The organism is Flagellimonas oceanensis, assembly GCF_003992595.1.
Classification (GTDB): domain Bacteria; phylum Bacteroidota; class Bacteroidia; order Flavobacteriales; family Flavobacteriaceae; genus Flagellimonas; species Flagellimonas oceanensis.
Map to the genome: position 1 here is coordinate 214,075 of NZ_RZNA01000040.1, position 14,936 is coordinate 229,010.

The 14,936-nt window shown below is 41.3% G+C and carries 16 protein-coding genes; 7 read left to right on the forward strand and 9 right to left on the reverse strand.

Annotated features, from left to right (window positions below):
• Positions 1 to 34 precede the first annotated feature (34 nt).
• Positions 35 to 1,897, forward strand: a complete 1,863-nt coding sequence (locus EO132_RS10670) for a TonB-dependent receptor plug domain-containing protein (RefSeq protein WP_127137835.1) — start codon at positions 35 to 37, stop codon at positions 1,895 to 1,897.
• Between the two features lie 34 nt (positions 1,898 to 1,931).
• Here EO132_RS10670 and EO132_RS10675 read toward each other — a convergent pair whose 3' ends face one another.
• On the reverse strand, positions 1,932 to 3,464 hold the full coding sequence (locus tag EO132_RS10675; RefSeq protein ID WP_127137836.1) for a S41 family peptidase: 1,533 nt from the start codon (positions 3,462 to 3,464) through the stop codon (positions 1,932 to 1,934).
• A gap of 213 nt (positions 3,465 to 3,677) precedes the next feature.
• On the opposite strand from EO132_RS10675, the gene EO132_RS10680 reads away from it, so the two are divergent.
• The 5 genes from EO132_RS10680 to EO132_RS10700 all read left to right on the forward strand — a co-directional run bounded on the left by EO132_RS10680 (position 3,678) and on the right by EO132_RS10700 (position 6,756).
• Positions 3,678 to 4,187, forward strand: coding sequence for an RNA polymerase sigma factor (locus EO132_RS10680; RefSeq protein WP_127137837.1), 510 nt, complete (start codon positions 3,678 to 3,680; stop codon positions 4,185 to 4,187).
• Positions 4,174 to 4,608, forward strand: coding sequence for a hypothetical protein (locus EO132_RS10685; protein ID WP_127137838.1), 435 nt, complete (start codon positions 4,174 to 4,176; stop codon positions 4,606 to 4,608). Before EO132_RS10680 ends, EO132_RS10685 begins: the two co-directional genes overlap by 14 nt.
• Positions 4,609 to 4,621: 13 nt before the next feature.
• Positions 4,622 to 5,161 carry a DUF4252 domain-containing protein gene (locus EO132_RS10690; RefSeq protein ID WP_127137839.1) on the forward strand — a complete coding sequence of 180 codons (540 nt, stop codon included), beginning with the start codon at positions 4,622 to 4,624 and terminating at the stop codon, positions 5,159 to 5,161.
• A 113-nt stretch (positions 5,162 to 5,274) separates the two neighbouring features.
• Positions 5,275 to 5,814, forward strand: a complete 540-nt coding sequence (locus tag EO132_RS10695; RefSeq protein ID WP_127137840.1) for a DUF4252 domain-containing protein — start codon at positions 5,275 to 5,277, stop codon at positions 5,812 to 5,814.
• Positions 5,815 to 5,940: 126 nt separating this feature from the next.
• Complete coding sequence (locus EO132_RS10700; protein WP_127137841.1) at positions 5,941 to 6,756, forward strand: mechanosensitive ion channel family protein; 816 nt, start codon at positions 5,941 to 5,943, stop codon at positions 6,754 to 6,756.
• 372 nt (positions 6,757 to 7,128) lie between these two features.
• On the opposite strand, the gene purB is transcribed toward EO132_RS10700, so the two are convergent.
• Positions 7,129 to 8,472, reverse strand: a complete 1,344-nt coding sequence (purB, locus tag EO132_RS10705; RefSeq protein WP_127137842.1) for an adenylosuccinate lyase — start codon at positions 8,470 to 8,472, stop codon at positions 7,129 to 7,131.
• A gap of 46 nt (positions 8,473 to 8,518) precedes the next feature.
• On the reverse strand, positions 8,519 to 9,091 hold the full coding sequence (locus EO132_RS10710; RefSeq protein WP_127137843.1) for a hypothetical protein: 573 nt from the start codon (positions 9,089 to 9,091) through the stop codon (positions 8,519 to 8,521).
• Between the two features lie 35 nt (positions 9,092 to 9,126).
• Between EO132_RS10710 and EO132_RS10715 the strand changes: the two genes are divergently transcribed.
• On the forward strand, positions 9,127 to 9,579 hold the full coding sequence (locus tag EO132_RS10715; RefSeq protein WP_127137844.1) for a heme-binding domain-containing protein: 453 nt from the start codon (positions 9,127 to 9,129) through the stop codon (positions 9,577 to 9,579).
• Here the strand turns inward: EO132_RS10715 and EO132_RS10720 are convergent.
• The 6 genes from EO132_RS10720 to EO132_RS10745 all read right to left on the reverse strand — a co-directional run bounded on the left by EO132_RS10720 (position 9,569) and on the right by EO132_RS10745 (position 14,934).
• Positions 9,569 to 10,261, reverse strand: a complete 693-nt coding sequence (locus tag EO132_RS10720) for an SIR2 family NAD-dependent protein deacylase (protein WP_127137845.1) — start codon at positions 10,259 to 10,261, stop codon at positions 9,569 to 9,571. The two genes, EO132_RS10715 and EO132_RS10720, sit on opposite strands and share 11 nt — an antisense overlap.
• Before the next feature lie 6 nt (positions 10,262 to 10,267).
• Complete coding sequence (locus EO132_RS10725) at positions 10,268 to 11,023, reverse strand: DJ-1/PfpI family protein (protein WP_127137846.1); 756 nt, start codon at positions 11,021 to 11,023, stop codon at positions 10,268 to 10,270.
• Between the two features lie 67 nt (positions 11,024 to 11,090).
• Complete coding sequence (locus EO132_RS10730) at positions 11,091 to 11,540, reverse strand: MarR family winged helix-turn-helix transcriptional regulator (protein WP_127137847.1); 450 nt, start codon at positions 11,538 to 11,540, stop codon at positions 11,091 to 11,093.
• Between the two features lies 1 nt (position 11,541).
• Positions 11,542 to 11,964, reverse strand: a complete 423-nt coding sequence (locus EO132_RS10735; RefSeq protein WP_127137848.1) for a DoxX family protein — start codon at positions 11,962 to 11,964, stop codon at positions 11,542 to 11,544.
• A 76-nt stretch (positions 11,965 to 12,040) separates the two neighbouring features.
• A complete protein-coding gene (locus EO132_RS10740; protein ID WP_164732323.1) occupies positions 12,041 to 13,186 on the reverse strand; it encodes an amidohydrolase in 1,146 nt (381 codons plus the stop codon).
• Positions 13,183 to 14,934, reverse strand: coding sequence for an FAD/NAD(P)-binding protein (locus EO132_RS10745; RefSeq protein WP_127137849.1), 1,752 nt, complete (start codon positions 14,932 to 14,934; stop codon positions 13,183 to 13,185). The genes EO132_RS10740 and EO132_RS10745 overlap by 4 nt, the downstream gene beginning before the upstream one ends.
• Positions 14,935 to 14,936 lie beyond the last annotated feature (2 nt).

Consider the following 14,936-nt stretch of genomic DNA (forward strand, 5'->3'; position numbering starts at 1 on the left):
ACATACTATTCTCCCGTTTATTCAATTAAACGAAATGAAAAAAAATCATTTATGGTTAATTACCGCCCTATTGGCGGGTAAGGGGATTTTTGCGCAAAATGTACAGCAAGATTCACTTAAAGTGCAACAACTGGAAGAGGTTGTTGTCAGCGATTCAAAATTTGAGTTGAAACGAGAAAACTCAGGAAAAACAGTGATCAAAATCACGGCTGAGGAAATGCAACGCAATCAAGGCAGGACGGTTGCGGAAATCATCAATACCAAAAGTGGTGTCGAGATTGCGGGTAGCCGTGGTCGTGATGGCGATGTGCTAGGGGTGTATGCCCGAGGTGGTCGTGGTCGTCAGGTTTTGATTATTATCGATGGTGTTCGTGTGCAGGATCCATCCACATTTTCTGCGGAGTATGATCTTCGTTTGCTTTCGCCAAACACTATTGAGTCCATCGAGATTATCAAAGGAGCGGCAAGTACGCTTTATGGAACCAATGCGGTTACGGCCGTGATCAACATCACTACAAAAAAGAGTTCTAAAAAGAAGATTGCCGGTAATTTTGAGACCAGCGTAGGGACCAATCAGGCTGCGGATGACCAGAATTACAATATCGGAAGTATTCAAAATTCCGCGAATGTAAATGGTACTTTGGGCAAGTTCAATTATGGCGTTGATTTTTCCAACAGATACAAGAGTGGTCTCTCCGCTGCAGTGACTCCTGAGAACGAAGAGGATATTTTTTCGCACTTCAGCACCAATGTAAAGCTGGGTTATCAGTTTACAGAAAGCTTTGGGATTCAGGTCTACGGGAATCAGACCAAATTTAAAAATGAATATGATGCCACCATGGCAGAGGCGCCTAATTTAGGTCAGAACGAGCAGCAACGCGTTGGTCTGTCATCTGAACTTGGCTATGGAAAAGGTTCCATACACTTGAACGCGGCCTATACGGATTACGAGTCTGTGGCCAACGACACCTTTGGCGAAAGTATTACCGAGGGAGGCAATTGGGTATTGGATGTGTACAACAAATATGTGTTTGGTAAGCGATTCCATACCATTCTAGGGGTAAATTATATCAAAGATGAGGCTGTTTTTGCCGAAGAGGTTGATTTCACCATTGTTGACCCCTATGCCAATGTGGTCTATGTTTCGGATTTTGGATTGAATCTGAACGCGGGTGCGAGACTGAACAATCACTCCGAATATGGCAATCATTTTGTGTACAACGTGAACCCATCTTACGTGTTTGACACGGAAAACGGATATGTGAAATTGATGGGTTCTTATGCAACATCATACATCACTCCTAATTTAACGCAGTTGTTCGGCGCCTTTGGTGGCAATCCAGAGCTAGAGCCAGAAGAAAACGCTACGATTGAAGGGGGTATTGAATTTAAACTGGATAATACATTCCGAATCAGTACGGTTTATTTTGATAGAAACGAAACCAATGCCATTGGGTATGATGCCAATTATATGAGCATTAACGTTGCAGACGAAATCGATGCCAATGGGGTAGAAGTGGAAGCTACGTGGTTGCCTTGGAGTACTTTTAGTGTCAATGCCAATTATACCTTTACGGAACGTAAAGGGGACAATGCCATCCGTATTCCCAAGCATAAGGCCAATGTGTCCTTGTGGTACCAGTTTTGTGAGAGTACCAATGCATCGTTAAGCTATGCTTACACAGGCGAACGTTTTGATACGGATTTTGCTACGTATTCGGATATTGCTTTGGATCCCTTTTCATTATTAAACTTTTCCATTAGACACGAACTGATTCCGAATAAGCTCAATGTGTTCCTGAATGCGGATAATTTATTGAATGAGGATTACAGGGAATTGCTTGGATTCACGACCCGAGGACGAAATTTTAGGGTGGGTCTCAACCTGAACCTTTAAAAAAAGAAAAGCGGCCGATCGGCCGCTTTTTTTATTATTTGTTAAATTGCAATGGTTTATCCAAATACATATTGTCCTTTAAAGGAGTTTGGAACCTTGAAGATGTAAAAGATTCCGCAGCCATTTCTACCGTAAGGTCTATTTTGGCGGAAACCCCTGTGATTTCTTCAAGCGCACGGGCCAAAAGCGGCTCATTTGGATCGCCCAAGACTCCAAGGTTGGTTAAGTCTTCGCTCAAAGCAATATCTGGAACCAGTCCGCTGGTGTAATCATAAAAACCATTTGCGTTTTCGTTTCTACCAACCAAAGGTTGTAGTCCCCAACTATTATTTGGGTTTATCCCACTTTCAACTTCTTCTTTTTCCCCTGCATAGTAATAAAAAGGAAAACCTAAATCTGGATTGTCCACCAAAGTTATTGAGAATTCATTTTTACCACGTGTAGTCTCACCTATATGAATAACATCGACATAAGGGTCAAGCCCGTTCATGACCAATTCACTTGCTGAAGCGGAATCCCCTGTGGCCAAAACAAACACCCTGCTCAGGTTTAATGAGTTAAGGGGGTTTTCTCCTACGGAGTTTTCAAAATTATCCTCTAAATACCCAGATCCGAACAATTCTGTAAACTGTTCCTGAACTTTATCGTTCCAGCGCTGTCTTATGTAGACTTCTCCCGTTTTGGTGCCATAAACCATGCTGGCGAGCAAACGGGAAGTGTTGACATTGCCACCTGGGTTGTAGCGCATGTCCAAAACGAGTTCAGTCGCACCTTCTGCCTTGAAACCGGCAAAGGCTTCATTAAGTTGGTCATTAAAACTGCTCAAAAAGCGGTTGTACATTAAATAAGCGACTTTAGTACCGTTTACGTCCAAGGTTTTCGCTACCAAGATAGGGTCTTCAACCTGGTTCTCTACTTTGGTTAGTGTTACTTCCTTAGCATCGTTCACAAAATCACCATTTTCAATATGGGCCATTCCCAAGGTGTATGTGTCATTGGAGCCAAACAAAAGATTGGTATAATTGATATCTGTTAACTGAACGCCATCCACACGTGTGAAAATTTCCCCTCTAACAATATCTTTATCAGAAGCATTGGAGTTAGGGACTTTATAGAGTACGTAACCGAAAATCTCATTTCCAGTACTGTATTTATACATTAAGTTAAATTCCAACCCATTGCTTTTGGATACCCCGGATAGACTATTGACCAAATCGTGATAATCTTCATAGGCGAAGCTAAATCGGTCTATAGCGGTTTCTGAGCCATAAATTTCCTCATGCCTATTGCAAATGCTATAAAAGAAATTTTCTGCATCCGTGTTTGCCGCTAAAAAGGCAGTGTATTCCGCATTGGTGGAAAATCTATCATCCGCAAGATCGGGAACTTCTCCTTGCCAAAAATACCAGAGATTCATGGCCTGCCACATGAAATTTTGTGCATCGACATCAACATTGTCAGGATTTGGTTCGGGTTGAGGTGTTGGACCAGGATCTATTCCATTGTCATCATTGCTACATGACACAAATAGGGATAATCCTAAAAAAAGGAAGAAATACTTTTTCATAGCTTAATTTTTAATGAATTTACTCAAATTTTATTCCAAAATCAGTAAAGGTGTAGGTTGAAATGAGTAAAATTACATGGGTAACCATGCAAAATTGCCTTGCAAAATAGCCTTATCTAAGCAGATTACAAATTTTTTGTAACAATTTTCGATATGTATCGTCGTGATAGTGTAGGTCGATAAGAACGGCACAAAAACAACTAAGACAACCAAATGAAACAAACAGAATTCTTAAACGTGGTTTTACCTTTTCAGGATAAACTGTACAGGCTCGCAAAGCGCCTGTTGGTTTCCAGAGAAGAAGCAGAGGACGCCACTCAAGAGATTTTGTTGAAGCTATGGTCAAAGAACGAGTCCATGTCAAAGTATAAAAATGTAGAGGCCTTTGCCATGACCATGACCAAAAACTTTTGTTTGGACCGCTTAAAGTCCAAGCAAGCAGGAAACCTGAAATTGGTTCACAGCAATTACACCGACGGTAACACCTCTTTACAAAAACAATTGGAGGCCGAGGACAGCGTAAGTTGGATGGAGCGAATCATGGAGGAACTGCCAGAACAACAAAAAATGATTTTGCAACTACGGGATGTAGAGCAATACGAGTTCGATGAGATATGCGAGCTCATGGACATGAAACCCACTGCAGTGCGCGTAGCATTGTCGAGGGCAAGAAAAACAGTAAGAGAAGAATTAACAAAAAAACATAGCTATGGAATTGGGTAACATAGAAAAAATATTGGAGAAGTATTTCGAGGCCACCGCAACGGTGGACGAAGAAAGAACACTTAGGGCGTATTTTTCACAAGACGAGGTCGCGCCTCACTTGGAACAGTACAAACCCATGTTCAATTACTTTTCCATGGCCAAGGAAGAAAAGTACACCAAGCCGGTACCATTAAAACCTAGAGTAAACTATTACAAGTGGCTATCCGTTGCAGCGGCAGTAGTTCTCGCCTTTGGCATCTATTTTGGTAATCAGTACCAAGAAACAAAGCGTTTGGAACAAGCAAAGGCGGAGTACGCCTACGAGGAAACCAAAAAAGCCTTTGATCTGTTAGCGGAAAACTTTAATCGCGGCACAGAAAAGGTGGCTTACCTCAACGAGTTTGAAGAAGCAAAACAAAAAATTTACAACAACAATTAAAAAACGAAACAAAATGAAGAAGTATATTTTAATCGCAGTAATGGCATTGTTGCCTTTGGCAGGGTTTTCACAATCGGTTTTTGACAAGTTTGAAGACCTGGACGATGTAACCACGGTAATCGTGAACAAGAGCATGTTCAACCTGTTGGCCAAAATGGATATCGAAACCGATGATCCTGAAGCACAGGAATTCATAAGCATTGTAAACAGCTTGAAAAGCTTGAAGGTATTTACTACCGAGAGCAAGAAAATTGGTGATGATATGAAATCCTCTGTGGACAGCTACCTAAGATCTTCCAAAATGGAGGAATTGATGCGAATCAAGGACAAAGACGCCAATGTGAAGTTCTATATCAAAGAAGGTAAAGACTCGGACCATGTGAGTGAACTGCTCATGTTCGTTACCGGGATGAAGGATATTGAGGCCAATGGTCAAAGGTTTGAAACAGTGATTTTGTCATTGACAGGAGACATCGATTTGAACAACATCAGTTCGTTGACCAAAAAGATGAACCTGCCCGAAGAATTGAACGAGGCAGAGAAGAACAAATAAGTTTGTATTTCGGTTGACAATAATCGGTTGGAATTGTAACAAAACACAATAAACACCAACTCATTATTGTCAACTGATTTTCAGTTTACAAAATCAATCAAAAAAATAAAAAGATGAAACATTTAATTAAATCCATCATGGCGGTCGGAGCTTTGCTCCTGGCTTCGTGTGCTTCGCAGCCCAGTCTACAAGAGTATTATGTGGACAATTCGGAAAACCCGAACTTTTTGTCCATTGATGTACCCGCCAGTATTCTTAAAATGGATGAGGTAAATTTGACACCGACACAGAAAGAAGCCATTGAATCCTTAAGAAAGTTCAATTTGTTGGCCTTTAAAAAGAATGCCGACAATGAGGCCGAGTATGAAATCGAAAAGAAAAAAGTACGAGAAATCCTTAAGGGCGATCAATTTGTGGAATTGATGAAGATCAATTCAAAATACGGCAAAGGTACCATTCAGTATTTGGGGGACGAGGATGCCATTGACGAAGTGATTATCTTTGGTGATAGCCAAGACAAAGGCTTTGCATTGGTACGGGTATTGGGCAAGGATATGAACCCAGCACATATTATTCAACTCATGCAAGCCATTGAAAAATCCGATTACAAAGGAGAAGGGCTTGGGGAGATTGGAGATTTTCTCAAAGGCTAAAACCCAATCATCATATAAGTACGAAAAGGGCGACGTTTGTCGTCCTTTTTTATTTCTGACAGATATAGTGACCTAGTTTAGTATCTTAGTGTCTCATTCTAAGAACACTAACAAAACCTAGGCATCATGGAAAAAGCACAAGAATGGTTCGATTATGGGATCGAACTCGCCAAAGAATTTGGTCCTAAACTGATTACGGCACTTATCATCTACATCGTGGGTATGTGGGTGGTCAAAAAAATTATTGGAGGAACCCGTAAGGTCATGTCTAAGAGCAAGTACGATGAATCACTCCAAAAGTTTTTGCTGAATCTTTTTTCTTGGGCACTAAAAGTATTCCTGATTATTATCGTTATCTCCCGTTTAGGGGTCGATGTAACCACCTTTGCCGCTGTAATTGCAGCAGCAGGTCTTGCTGTTGGCTTGGCTCTGCAGGGTTCTTTGTCAAACTTTGCGGGCGGAGTACTCATTATGATTTTTAAACCGTATAAAATCGGAGACCTTATTGAGGCACAAGGTGTTTTGGGAAGTGTAAAGGGCATTGAAATATTCACTACAAAACTAGTAACTCCCCAGAATAGATTGGCTATTATCCCTAATGGCGCTATGGCCAACGGGAATATCATCAATTATACGGCAGAAGGAAAAATGCGTGTTGATACTGTAATCGGCGTTGGTTATGGGGAAGACATCAAAAAGACGAAAGAAGTTTTGTTGAACGTACTGACATCCAACCCGAAGGTGCTCAAAGACCCTGCACCATCTGTAAATGTGATGGAACTTGCTGATAGTTCTGTAAATTTTGCGGTGCGGCCTTTTTGCAAGCCCGAAGATTATTGGGATGTCTATTTCTCAACGTATGAAAACTCTAAAATAGCTCTGGATAAGGCTGGTATTGAAATCCCATACCCACATCAGGTGGAGATTCATAAGGAAGGATAGTCGGATAGCTGGATTTTTGGATTTTTTGTCATTTCGAGCGCAGTCGAGAAATCTATTTTTGCGCAATTGTCTGATATGACTGACTAACGCTGGCAGGAATTCCACTAAAGGTCTCGAATGTTCTTGTTTGTCATTCAGGGTTTCTCGATAGCTATCACGGGCGAGGAACCTCAATGTCAACCTGAACTCGTTTCACGTTCTCACTCGAATGGGATTCCGTGTCGTGCTTCGCCTCATTTCGACTTCGCTCAATGACCAGCGCTCAGTAACCGCACGGAATAACATGCACTTCTTCAAAATGACACATAACGCTCCCTGAGCAGAGCTGTAGGGACAGTTTAAGTTCTCAACTGCGCTCGAACCGGCTCAAATTTAAACCCCGGTATAATTCGCTGGGGTAATTTGTTTCAATTCATCTTTGATGGTATCTGAAACCTCCAAGGTTTCAATAAAATCGGCAATGGATTTTTGGTTGATTTTCTCGTTGGTCCGGGTCAAACCTTTTAAGGCTTCGTAGGGGTTGGGGTAGCCCTCCCTTCGTAAAATGGTTTGGATGGCCTCTGCAACCACGGCCCAATTGTCCTCCAAATCCTTTTCGAATTTGGCCTGGTTCAATACGAGTTTGTTCAATCCTTTTAAAGTAGATTGGAACCCAACAATGGTATGTGCAAAGGGCACACCTACATTTCTTAAAACAGTACTGTCCGTAAGGTCACGCTGTAATCTAGAAATAGGTAATTTGGCGGACAAATGCTCAAAAATGGCATTGGCCAAGCCCAGGTTCCCTTCAGAATTTTCAAAATCAATGGGGTTTACTTTGTGAGGCATAGCCGAAGAGCCGACTTCTCCCTTTTTGATTTTCTGCTTAAAGTAATCCATGGAGATGTAGGTCCAAATGTCCCTGTCCAAATCAATTAAAATGGTATTGATGCGCTTTAAGCAATCGAACAAAGCAGCCATGTGGTCGTAATGTTCAATTTGTGTAGTGGGGAAGGAGTGGTGCAGGCCTAGTTTTTCCTGTACAAATTGTTTTCCAAATACCCTCCAATCATTGTCAGGATAGGCAACCTTGTGTGCATTGTAATTTCCTGTGGCACCACCGAACTTGGCGGCACTCGGTATATCGTTCAATAAATTGAACTGCTCCTTGAACCGTTCCACAAACACATCGATTTCCTTGCCCAAGCGAGTAGGGGAAGCTGGTTGGCCGTGCGTTCTGGCCAACATGGGGATATTTTCCCATTCCTTGGCAAGTTCTTTCAATTTATCAAAAACTTCCAAATAAGATGGCACATAAACATCGTTCATCGCCTCTTTAATGGACAAAGGAATAGCTGTATTGTTGATGTCTTGCGAGGTCAACCCGAAGTGGATGAACTCCTTATATTTTTGAAGATCTAAAGCATCAAATTTTTGTTTGATGAAGTATTCCACCGCTTTTACATCGTGATTGGTGGTTTTTTCTATATCCTTGATGGCCTGTGCATCTTCAGAAGAAAATTCTTGATAGATTTTCTGCAATTCAGGGAACAAAGCGGTGTTGAAATCGGCCAGCTGTGGCAAGGGCACCTCACATAATGCGATAAAGTATTCAATTTCTACTTGAACACGGTATTTGATTAGTGCCTCTTCCGAAAAATAGTCTTTTAAACCTTCGGTCTTGCTTCTATATCTGCCGTCAATCGGCGAAATGGCATTAAGTTGTGTCAATGACATGGTCAGGAAAATTTTGAAAGCATCAAAGATACTTAAACGCTGCGGTTTAGACACCCAATTTGGCCAACTTATCCAGAGTTTTTTTTGCCCGGTTCTTGTATCCTGTGGTCCCCGAAGCGTAGCTTTCCTCCAAAACCAGTTTGAGCTCGGGGTGGACCCAATCAAACTTTAGGCCCAAATAATAAAGACTCGTCATGGCAAATACCTTTGGTGCCATGTTCATTGGGCCAATAAGCCAATCAAAACAAGAAGCCATGACTTTTTCCAATTGTTCATCCGTAATGTTTTGAACGAATTCAGGCTGCTTTTTTTTGAAATAGGATTCACAGACCATCTCACAAACATGGGCAATGGGCCGGATGCAGGATTCCGTCTTTAATTCGGATAAGCCATTGACAAAATCTTCAAAAAAGGAAAGGATTAATGAAAGATTTTTACGCATTAAGTGGTCAAATGTCCAGCTCGCATTAAACGTACCTTCTTTATCTTCCAATAAAACTTCCTGATAAAGCACTTGGGCCAATTGAGGTCGCTTCTCCAATTGCATGACCAATCCATCAATTTGTGATTTGGATATTCGGCCGGAGTGAAGGGTAGTATGAAGCTGCTCTTTGGTCACAAAAAATCGATATATTTACTAAAATCCTGAACGTGATGAAAATAGTGAAAAAAATAGCAATTGCCTTGTTGGTTATTCTAATAGCCATGCAATTTTATCGTCCTGAGAAGAACATTGCAGAAGGCGACTATGTAGCCGCTTTTGAAGCTGAAACCCAACCCTCGCCAGAGGTAAAACAAATTTTAAAAACTGCCTGCTACGATTGCCATAGCGCCAATACCGAATATCCTTGGTACAATAACATTGCTCCGGTGTCTTATTGGTTGGCCGACCATATCGAAGATGGAAAAGGACATCTGAATTTCTCTGATTGGGAGAATTATGATATGGAAAAGAAGGACCACAAACTGGAAGAAGTGGTCGAAGAGGTAAAACGAGGCAGTATGCCCCTCAACGAATATACCTGGACCCATGGCGATGCCAAACTCTCAGAGGAACAAATCAGAGCTTTGGTAGCTTGGGCCGATGGGGCTAGGGCTAACTATTAAAAAGTTGCTCTACCAGTTCAGGAACTCCTTCGGCAGCAGTTTTTGGGATTACAGTAAGGTTGTTGAAATCGGTTGACCGAATATTGGGTTTTGGGTCTACAAAATAAATTGGAGTTTCATCGGGTGCATAGTGAATCAAACTTGCCGCTGGATACACTTGCATAGAGGTGCCTATAATAATCAATATTTCAGCTTGCTGGGTAATTTGCGCTGCAGTTTCCAACATTGGGACCATTTCGCCAAACCATACGATATGGGGGCGTAGCTGGTGTCCGTGGTCATCTGTATCTCCCAAAATCAAATCTTTTTCCCAGTCCAATACATGGTTTTCATTGACTGTACTGCGCACTTTGAACAGTTCGCCGTGCAAGTGAACCACATGGGAACTCCCTGCTTTTTCATGAAGATTGTCCACATTTTGGGTGACAATGCTTACATCAAATCCTTGTTCCAGTTCGGCGAGCGCCAAATGACCTTTATTTGGGGAGACATCCAATAATTGCCGTCTTCGCTGATTGTAAAATTCCAGCACCAATTCAGGGTTTTGGGCAAAACCTTGAGGAGAGGCCACTTGCATTACATCATGACCTTCCCAAAGGCCATTTTCGTCCCGAAAGGTCTTTAGGCCGCTTTCGGCACTCATTCCCGCTCCTGTGAGCACTACAATTTTTTGTTTGGACATAATAAATTATTGTCTGTTCCAGTTTTGAAGACGGTCCAAATACAGATAACTCTCAACAAAATCACGATGCTCGTTACTTGTCATCGTTTCCAAAAGATTCAATGCCGATACATAACTGGCCAAATTACCATTGGACGAGTAAAACTTACCATCTTTTACAAAAGTTACCAAACTATCGTTCTGAACTTTTAGGTTGGGATAATCCTTTTGAAGTTGTTCACCACCACCTATCCAAGTTACAATTTTCTTGCCGTCCGCGATTCCAGATTTGCCTATGAGCTGTGCTCCAGCACAATTACTGACGGTGTATTCGGTTTCTTTATTCTTTATTCTGATGAATTCCACGATTTTTTCATTGTGTACCTGTGCATACATATCGTAAGCACTGGGAACAAACAACGCGGTTAATTTAGGGCAATTGTCAAACGTATAATCCGGAATAAAACGCATACCCTCCTCAGTGGTTATTGGATTTTTTGTTTCAGCTATGGTTATTACATTGAAAAGTTGTTCTCCTTCTTCCGATGGTTTTGCAAACACATCCGAAGTCGCCACAACTTCACTTTGAAGAACGCCATTGTACATTAAGAGACCGATGGTAGGAAGGTTTTCTTTGAAGGGCTTCAAGTGTGTTGTCAAAGTATCTGAAGCCGAGGCTTCCACTTGGGGTTGATAACCTTCGTTATTGACCGAATTTTCAGTTGTGTTTGAGTTACAGCTGAAGAATAGAACACTTAGTAAAATGATGAATGAAATTTTCATGGGATTCGTTGAAATTATTGATAGGAACAAATATATCCTGAATTGGCTCTTTAAAAATTAAACTGGTTTAAGAAGTTTTATCATTCAACACATTCAACAGTTTGAACAAGGTTTTTTGAAAGAAAATCATCTCTTCTTCAGTGATAGTGTCATCCTCAAAAGAAGCAATTATTTTTTTGGGAATCTCCAACGCTTTTTTCTTGAGTTTTTTGCCAGCATCCGTTAAAGTAATCATTACCGTCCGTTCATCCGTTTTGGAACGGCTGCGAACAATCAGCCTTTTTTGCTCCAAACGTTTTAACAATGGGGTAAGGGTGTTGGACTCCAAGTAGAGTCGCTTACCTATGGATGTCACACTTTGATCGTTGTATTGCCACAGCGTGAGCAAAACCAAATATTGCGGATAGGTAACTCCCAATTCTTCCAGATAGGGAGCGTAAATTTTTGTGGTCAGCCGCGAAGTGGCGTAAAGAGGAAAACAAAGTTGGTTCTCCAAATAAAGTTCAGGGGCATTCATTTTATTCTTTTGATTTACTGATCAAATGTTTCAAAGCTCCGGTAGACCATAATGCCCAAAGAATCAATACAGGTTGAAAGAACAACCGAATCAGACGTTTTTGGTCGGTGTCCAAACCAAAAGCATCAATGCCATTGGTGTATTGTGAAATATTTCCAGGGAAAATCAAAACATAGAATATAGCCAAGATGATCCCCACTTTTATTTGATGTTTCCAAAGGAAAATCATGGCCAATCCCAATCCAATTTCCACAACACCTGATGCTATTACCACAAAATCCATGAATTCGGGGCTGGTGGGCAACCATCTGGGTACTTGGGCTTGAAACTCTTCTCTTTGGAAGGTAAGGTGGCCTATACCGGCCAGAACCATCATTCCTCCAAGTACTATTCGCATTATTTTTTGAAATAAACTCGTATTCATATCGTAAAAGATTAAATCGTGTACGATACAAATATAATGCAATGGAATCAAGAATCAAACCTGAACAATCGACATACTATTCTTGGGCTTTCTGTAATAAATGAATGAGTATTGCTTTGAACATGGAAAATCCAGTTGCCAGGAGTTCATCCGGAAAATCATAATCTGCATGGTGTAGGGCAGGGGTAGATTCTCCAGCACCAATCCCGAACATAGCAGTCTTGTACTTTTTGGAAAACCATCCAAAATCCTCTCCAAACTTGAAGGGGGTTTTTCGCTCTAAGATGTTGTAATTATTGGCTTCGGCGGCATGTTTTACCAACGCATTGCTTTCTTTGTCCAAGGTACTCGCGGGAAAATGCTCCAGCCATTCCAGTGCATATTGCAATTTGTGTTGATGGCTTGTTGACCGCACTAGATCCTCTAAGTTTGATTTCAATTCGTCCATTTTGGATGTGCTCCATGTGCGAAGGGTATAGTGTAGTTCTCCTTGGGCAGGGGAAATACCATAGGATTTTTGCCCCATGTTGATGTGTACCAGTGTGATAATGGCATAGTTTGGATGGGATACATCGGAAACATTCAGTTTGGCTATAGCTTGAATCAGTTCTGATATGGCCACGGCTGGATTGATGCCATTTTCAGGTTCTGAAGCATGGGATTCCTTGCCTTTGAGTTTTATGACCACACTGATTACTTCTGCTGAAAATCCATTTTCCGTTACTATGATGTTGTGCATTGGCGCCTTGGGAATATTATGAAGCGCAAAAACATAGTCTATCTGAAGTTTGGAGAATTTTTCGTCCTCAATCATGCGTTTGGCGCCTTCTCCAGTTTCCTCAGCTGGCTGAAAAAGCAAAACTACAGAGCCCGTTTGAAATGGCTCTTGGTGTAACCACTTACTGAGACCGGTAACTATAGCCATATGCCCATCGTGTCCGCATTTATGGGATGTACCTTCGTGATTTGATTTGTAAGGGATGGGGTTGGATTCTTCAATGGGAAGCGCATCCAATTCGCAACGTATCGCTATGGTTGGCCCTTTTTCTGAGAATCGATATAAGGCAGCTAGCCCAGTTCCCCCGATTCCTTCAATGATTTCTGTGGGATGATGTTGCGTTATAAAATCTTTGATCATCTGCGCCGTTCTATGCTCATTGTTGGATAGATCGGGATAGGCATGGAGTTGGTGTCTCAAATCAAGGATATCCTTTCCGATCATAGGGCAGCTATATTTTGATTTAACCAGGCTATATGATTATCCGCCGCTTGCTTTGCCCATTGATCTACTCTGGGACTAAAACATTCCAAAATAGCATCTACGCCAATAACTGTTCCTTTGGCCAAACGGCCAAGTAACGCTATGGGCACTTTGTTGTCTTCTTTTGGAATCAAGTATCCGTTTTCATCTGTCAAAATCCCCAATTTGTCGTGTACTGCCTGTATCAAATCATCGGACAGCATGTTTTTAACAAGAGAGGAAGTCACAGCTTTTATTTGTGGCGGGTCCAACACGGAATCTATCATGATTGCTGTAACGAGAGACTTTTCGGATTTGTGTAATTGCCAACCCTTTTCAGTTAACTCGATTTCCGGGTCGTCAACAACATCCAGATTCAAAATACCTGCTTCAATAAGTGCCAAAAGTTGCTGTATGGCCTCAACAGGAGGTCCGTAGGAATATCTTTTTGTGGATTCGTCCAACTGAATGATTTCAGCAAAAACACCATCCGAACAAGCATTGAAGGAAAGCTTTTCGTAAATGGAAGGTTGGCAATGTCTCCAAACCTGACCGATACAAAAATCCAAGCTAACAGGTTCTTGTCCTGTGGACATGTCCACAAAATCCCTCATCATTGCCCTGACCGAGAGATTCATTGAAACAATTGTAGGATCTTCATAACTCTGATCTTTTAGCCAATTGGAAATAAGGTTCTCGATTTCCTTTGTGCCAAAGTTTTTTGGATTGATGATATTAGGAAGCCGTGCATATATATCAGCAGCAATGGGCGCAAAGGCATTGATCAAAAAATTGGGATTCTCTGCTTTTTTCTGAATCGAAGGGTTTCCAATGATGCTTTCAAAGGTGTTGATTTGTGATTCTGAAGGTTTAAACCAATGATCAATGGTGACATTTAAAGGTTTTGGGACAGGAGGTAGTCCATCCAGAGAGAAAGGCACAAACATATTTTTGATATTCTTCCCGGATTGATAATTGCATTTCCTTGTTTTTTCATCTTCGACGGTGAATGTTCCAAACTCCTTTGCAATTCTTCGTACCACGTCAATCATGGTCAAACCAAAACCACGAATGCCGATAGTGCTTTGTGAACCAAGGTTTTCACATGATAAAATATTGGATAGGGGATACGCTTCTTTAAACAGGCTGATGTTACTTTTTCCCATTGCATACTCCTCCCATGCTGCCATTTGATCAGACATTTTGGTGGGTTGGTGTCCTATGGTCAACAACAGCTCGTCAAAATCATCATAAATCCCTTTGTTGGTTCTTAGTTGTAGTTTGTTGTTTTCCAATAATACTATCTCATCAACTCTTTCTATATGGGTTGAAACTATGCCCAATGCCTCCAAGGGAGCTATGAGTGATGAAAACCTTTGGTTTAAATACGAGCCTATTTTGGCCCGTGGTGGAAAAGCATCTACTTTGTCGGATAGGTTTTTGTCAATCCAATCGTGATAGGATGGGAAGCCAGGAACTTCCAAGATTGGTGTTTGGATTGTTTTTCGCTCCTGCAGTTCCAAAGTTCGTTCTGTAATGTTTATCCAATTGGATTCAGTTTGGTTGGTGTTGTATACATAACCGTCCCCAAAATTTCCCGTAGCCTCAAAAAGTGCTATTTGAATATTTAAAAATTTATTTTGATTTGCCAATTGGGAAATAAAACGTTCCAGGGCATGTCCACCTCGTGGACCAACACCTACAATTCCCAGCTTTCTTTTTTTATTCATTC

Bases quoted from the DNA above. Each gene is read 5' to 3' on its own strand.
- EO132_RS10740 (WP_164732323.1), bottom strand. From the start codon at position 13,186: ATGATCGGAAAGGATATCCTTGATTTGAGACACCAACTCCATGCCTAT.
- EO132_RS10735 (WP_127137848.1), bottom strand. From the start codon at position 11,964: ATGAATACGAGTTTATTTCAAAAAATAATGCGAATAGTACTTGGAGGA.
- EO132_RS10695 (WP_127137840.1), top strand. From the start codon at position 5,275: ATGAAACATTTAATTAAATCCATCATGGCGGTCGGAGCTTTGCTCCTG.
- EO132_RS10730 (WP_127137847.1), bottom strand. From the start codon at position 11,540: ATGAATGCCCCTGAACTTTATTTGGAGAACCAACTTTGTTTTCCTCTT.
- EO132_RS10670 (WP_127137835.1), top strand. From the start codon at position 35: ATGAAAAAAAATCATTTATGGTTAATTACCGCCCTATTGGCGGGTAAG.
- EO132_RS10700 (WP_127137841.1), top strand. From the start codon at position 5,941: ATGGAAAAAGCACAAGAATGGTTCGATTATGGGATCGAACTCGCCAAA.
- EO132_RS10745 (WP_127137849.1), bottom strand. From the start codon at position 14,934: ATGAATAAAAAAAGAAAGCTGGGAATTGTAGGTGTTGGTCCACGAGGT.
- EO132_RS10685 (WP_127137838.1), top strand. From the start codon at position 4,174: ATGGAATTGGGTAACATAGAAAAAATATTGGAGAAGTATTTCGAGGCC.
- EO132_RS10675 (WP_127137836.1), bottom strand. From the start codon at position 3,464: ATGAAAAAGTATTTCTTCCTTTTTTTAGGATTATCCCTATTTGTGTCA.
- EO132_RS10720 (WP_127137845.1), bottom strand. From the start codon at position 10,261: ATGTCCAAACAAAAAATTGTAGTGCTCACAGGAGCGGGAATGAGTGCC.
- EO132_RS10680 (WP_127137837.1), top strand. From the start codon at position 3,678: ATGAAACAAACAGAATTCTTAAACGTGGTTTTACCTTTTCAGGATAAA.
- EO132_RS10690 (WP_127137839.1), top strand. From the start codon at position 4,622: ATGAAGAAGTATATTTTAATCGCAGTAATGGCATTGTTGCCTTTGGCA.
- purB (WP_127137842.1), bottom strand. From the start codon at position 8,472: ATGTCATTGACACAACTTAATGCCATTTCGCCGATTGACGGCAGATAT.
- EO132_RS10725 (WP_127137846.1), bottom strand. From the start codon at position 11,023: ATGAAAATTTCATTCATCATTTTACTAAGTGTTCTATTCTTCAGCTGT.
- EO132_RS10715 (WP_127137844.1), top strand. From the start codon at position 9,127: ATGAAAATAGTGAAAAAAATAGCAATTGCCTTGTTGGTTATTCTAATA.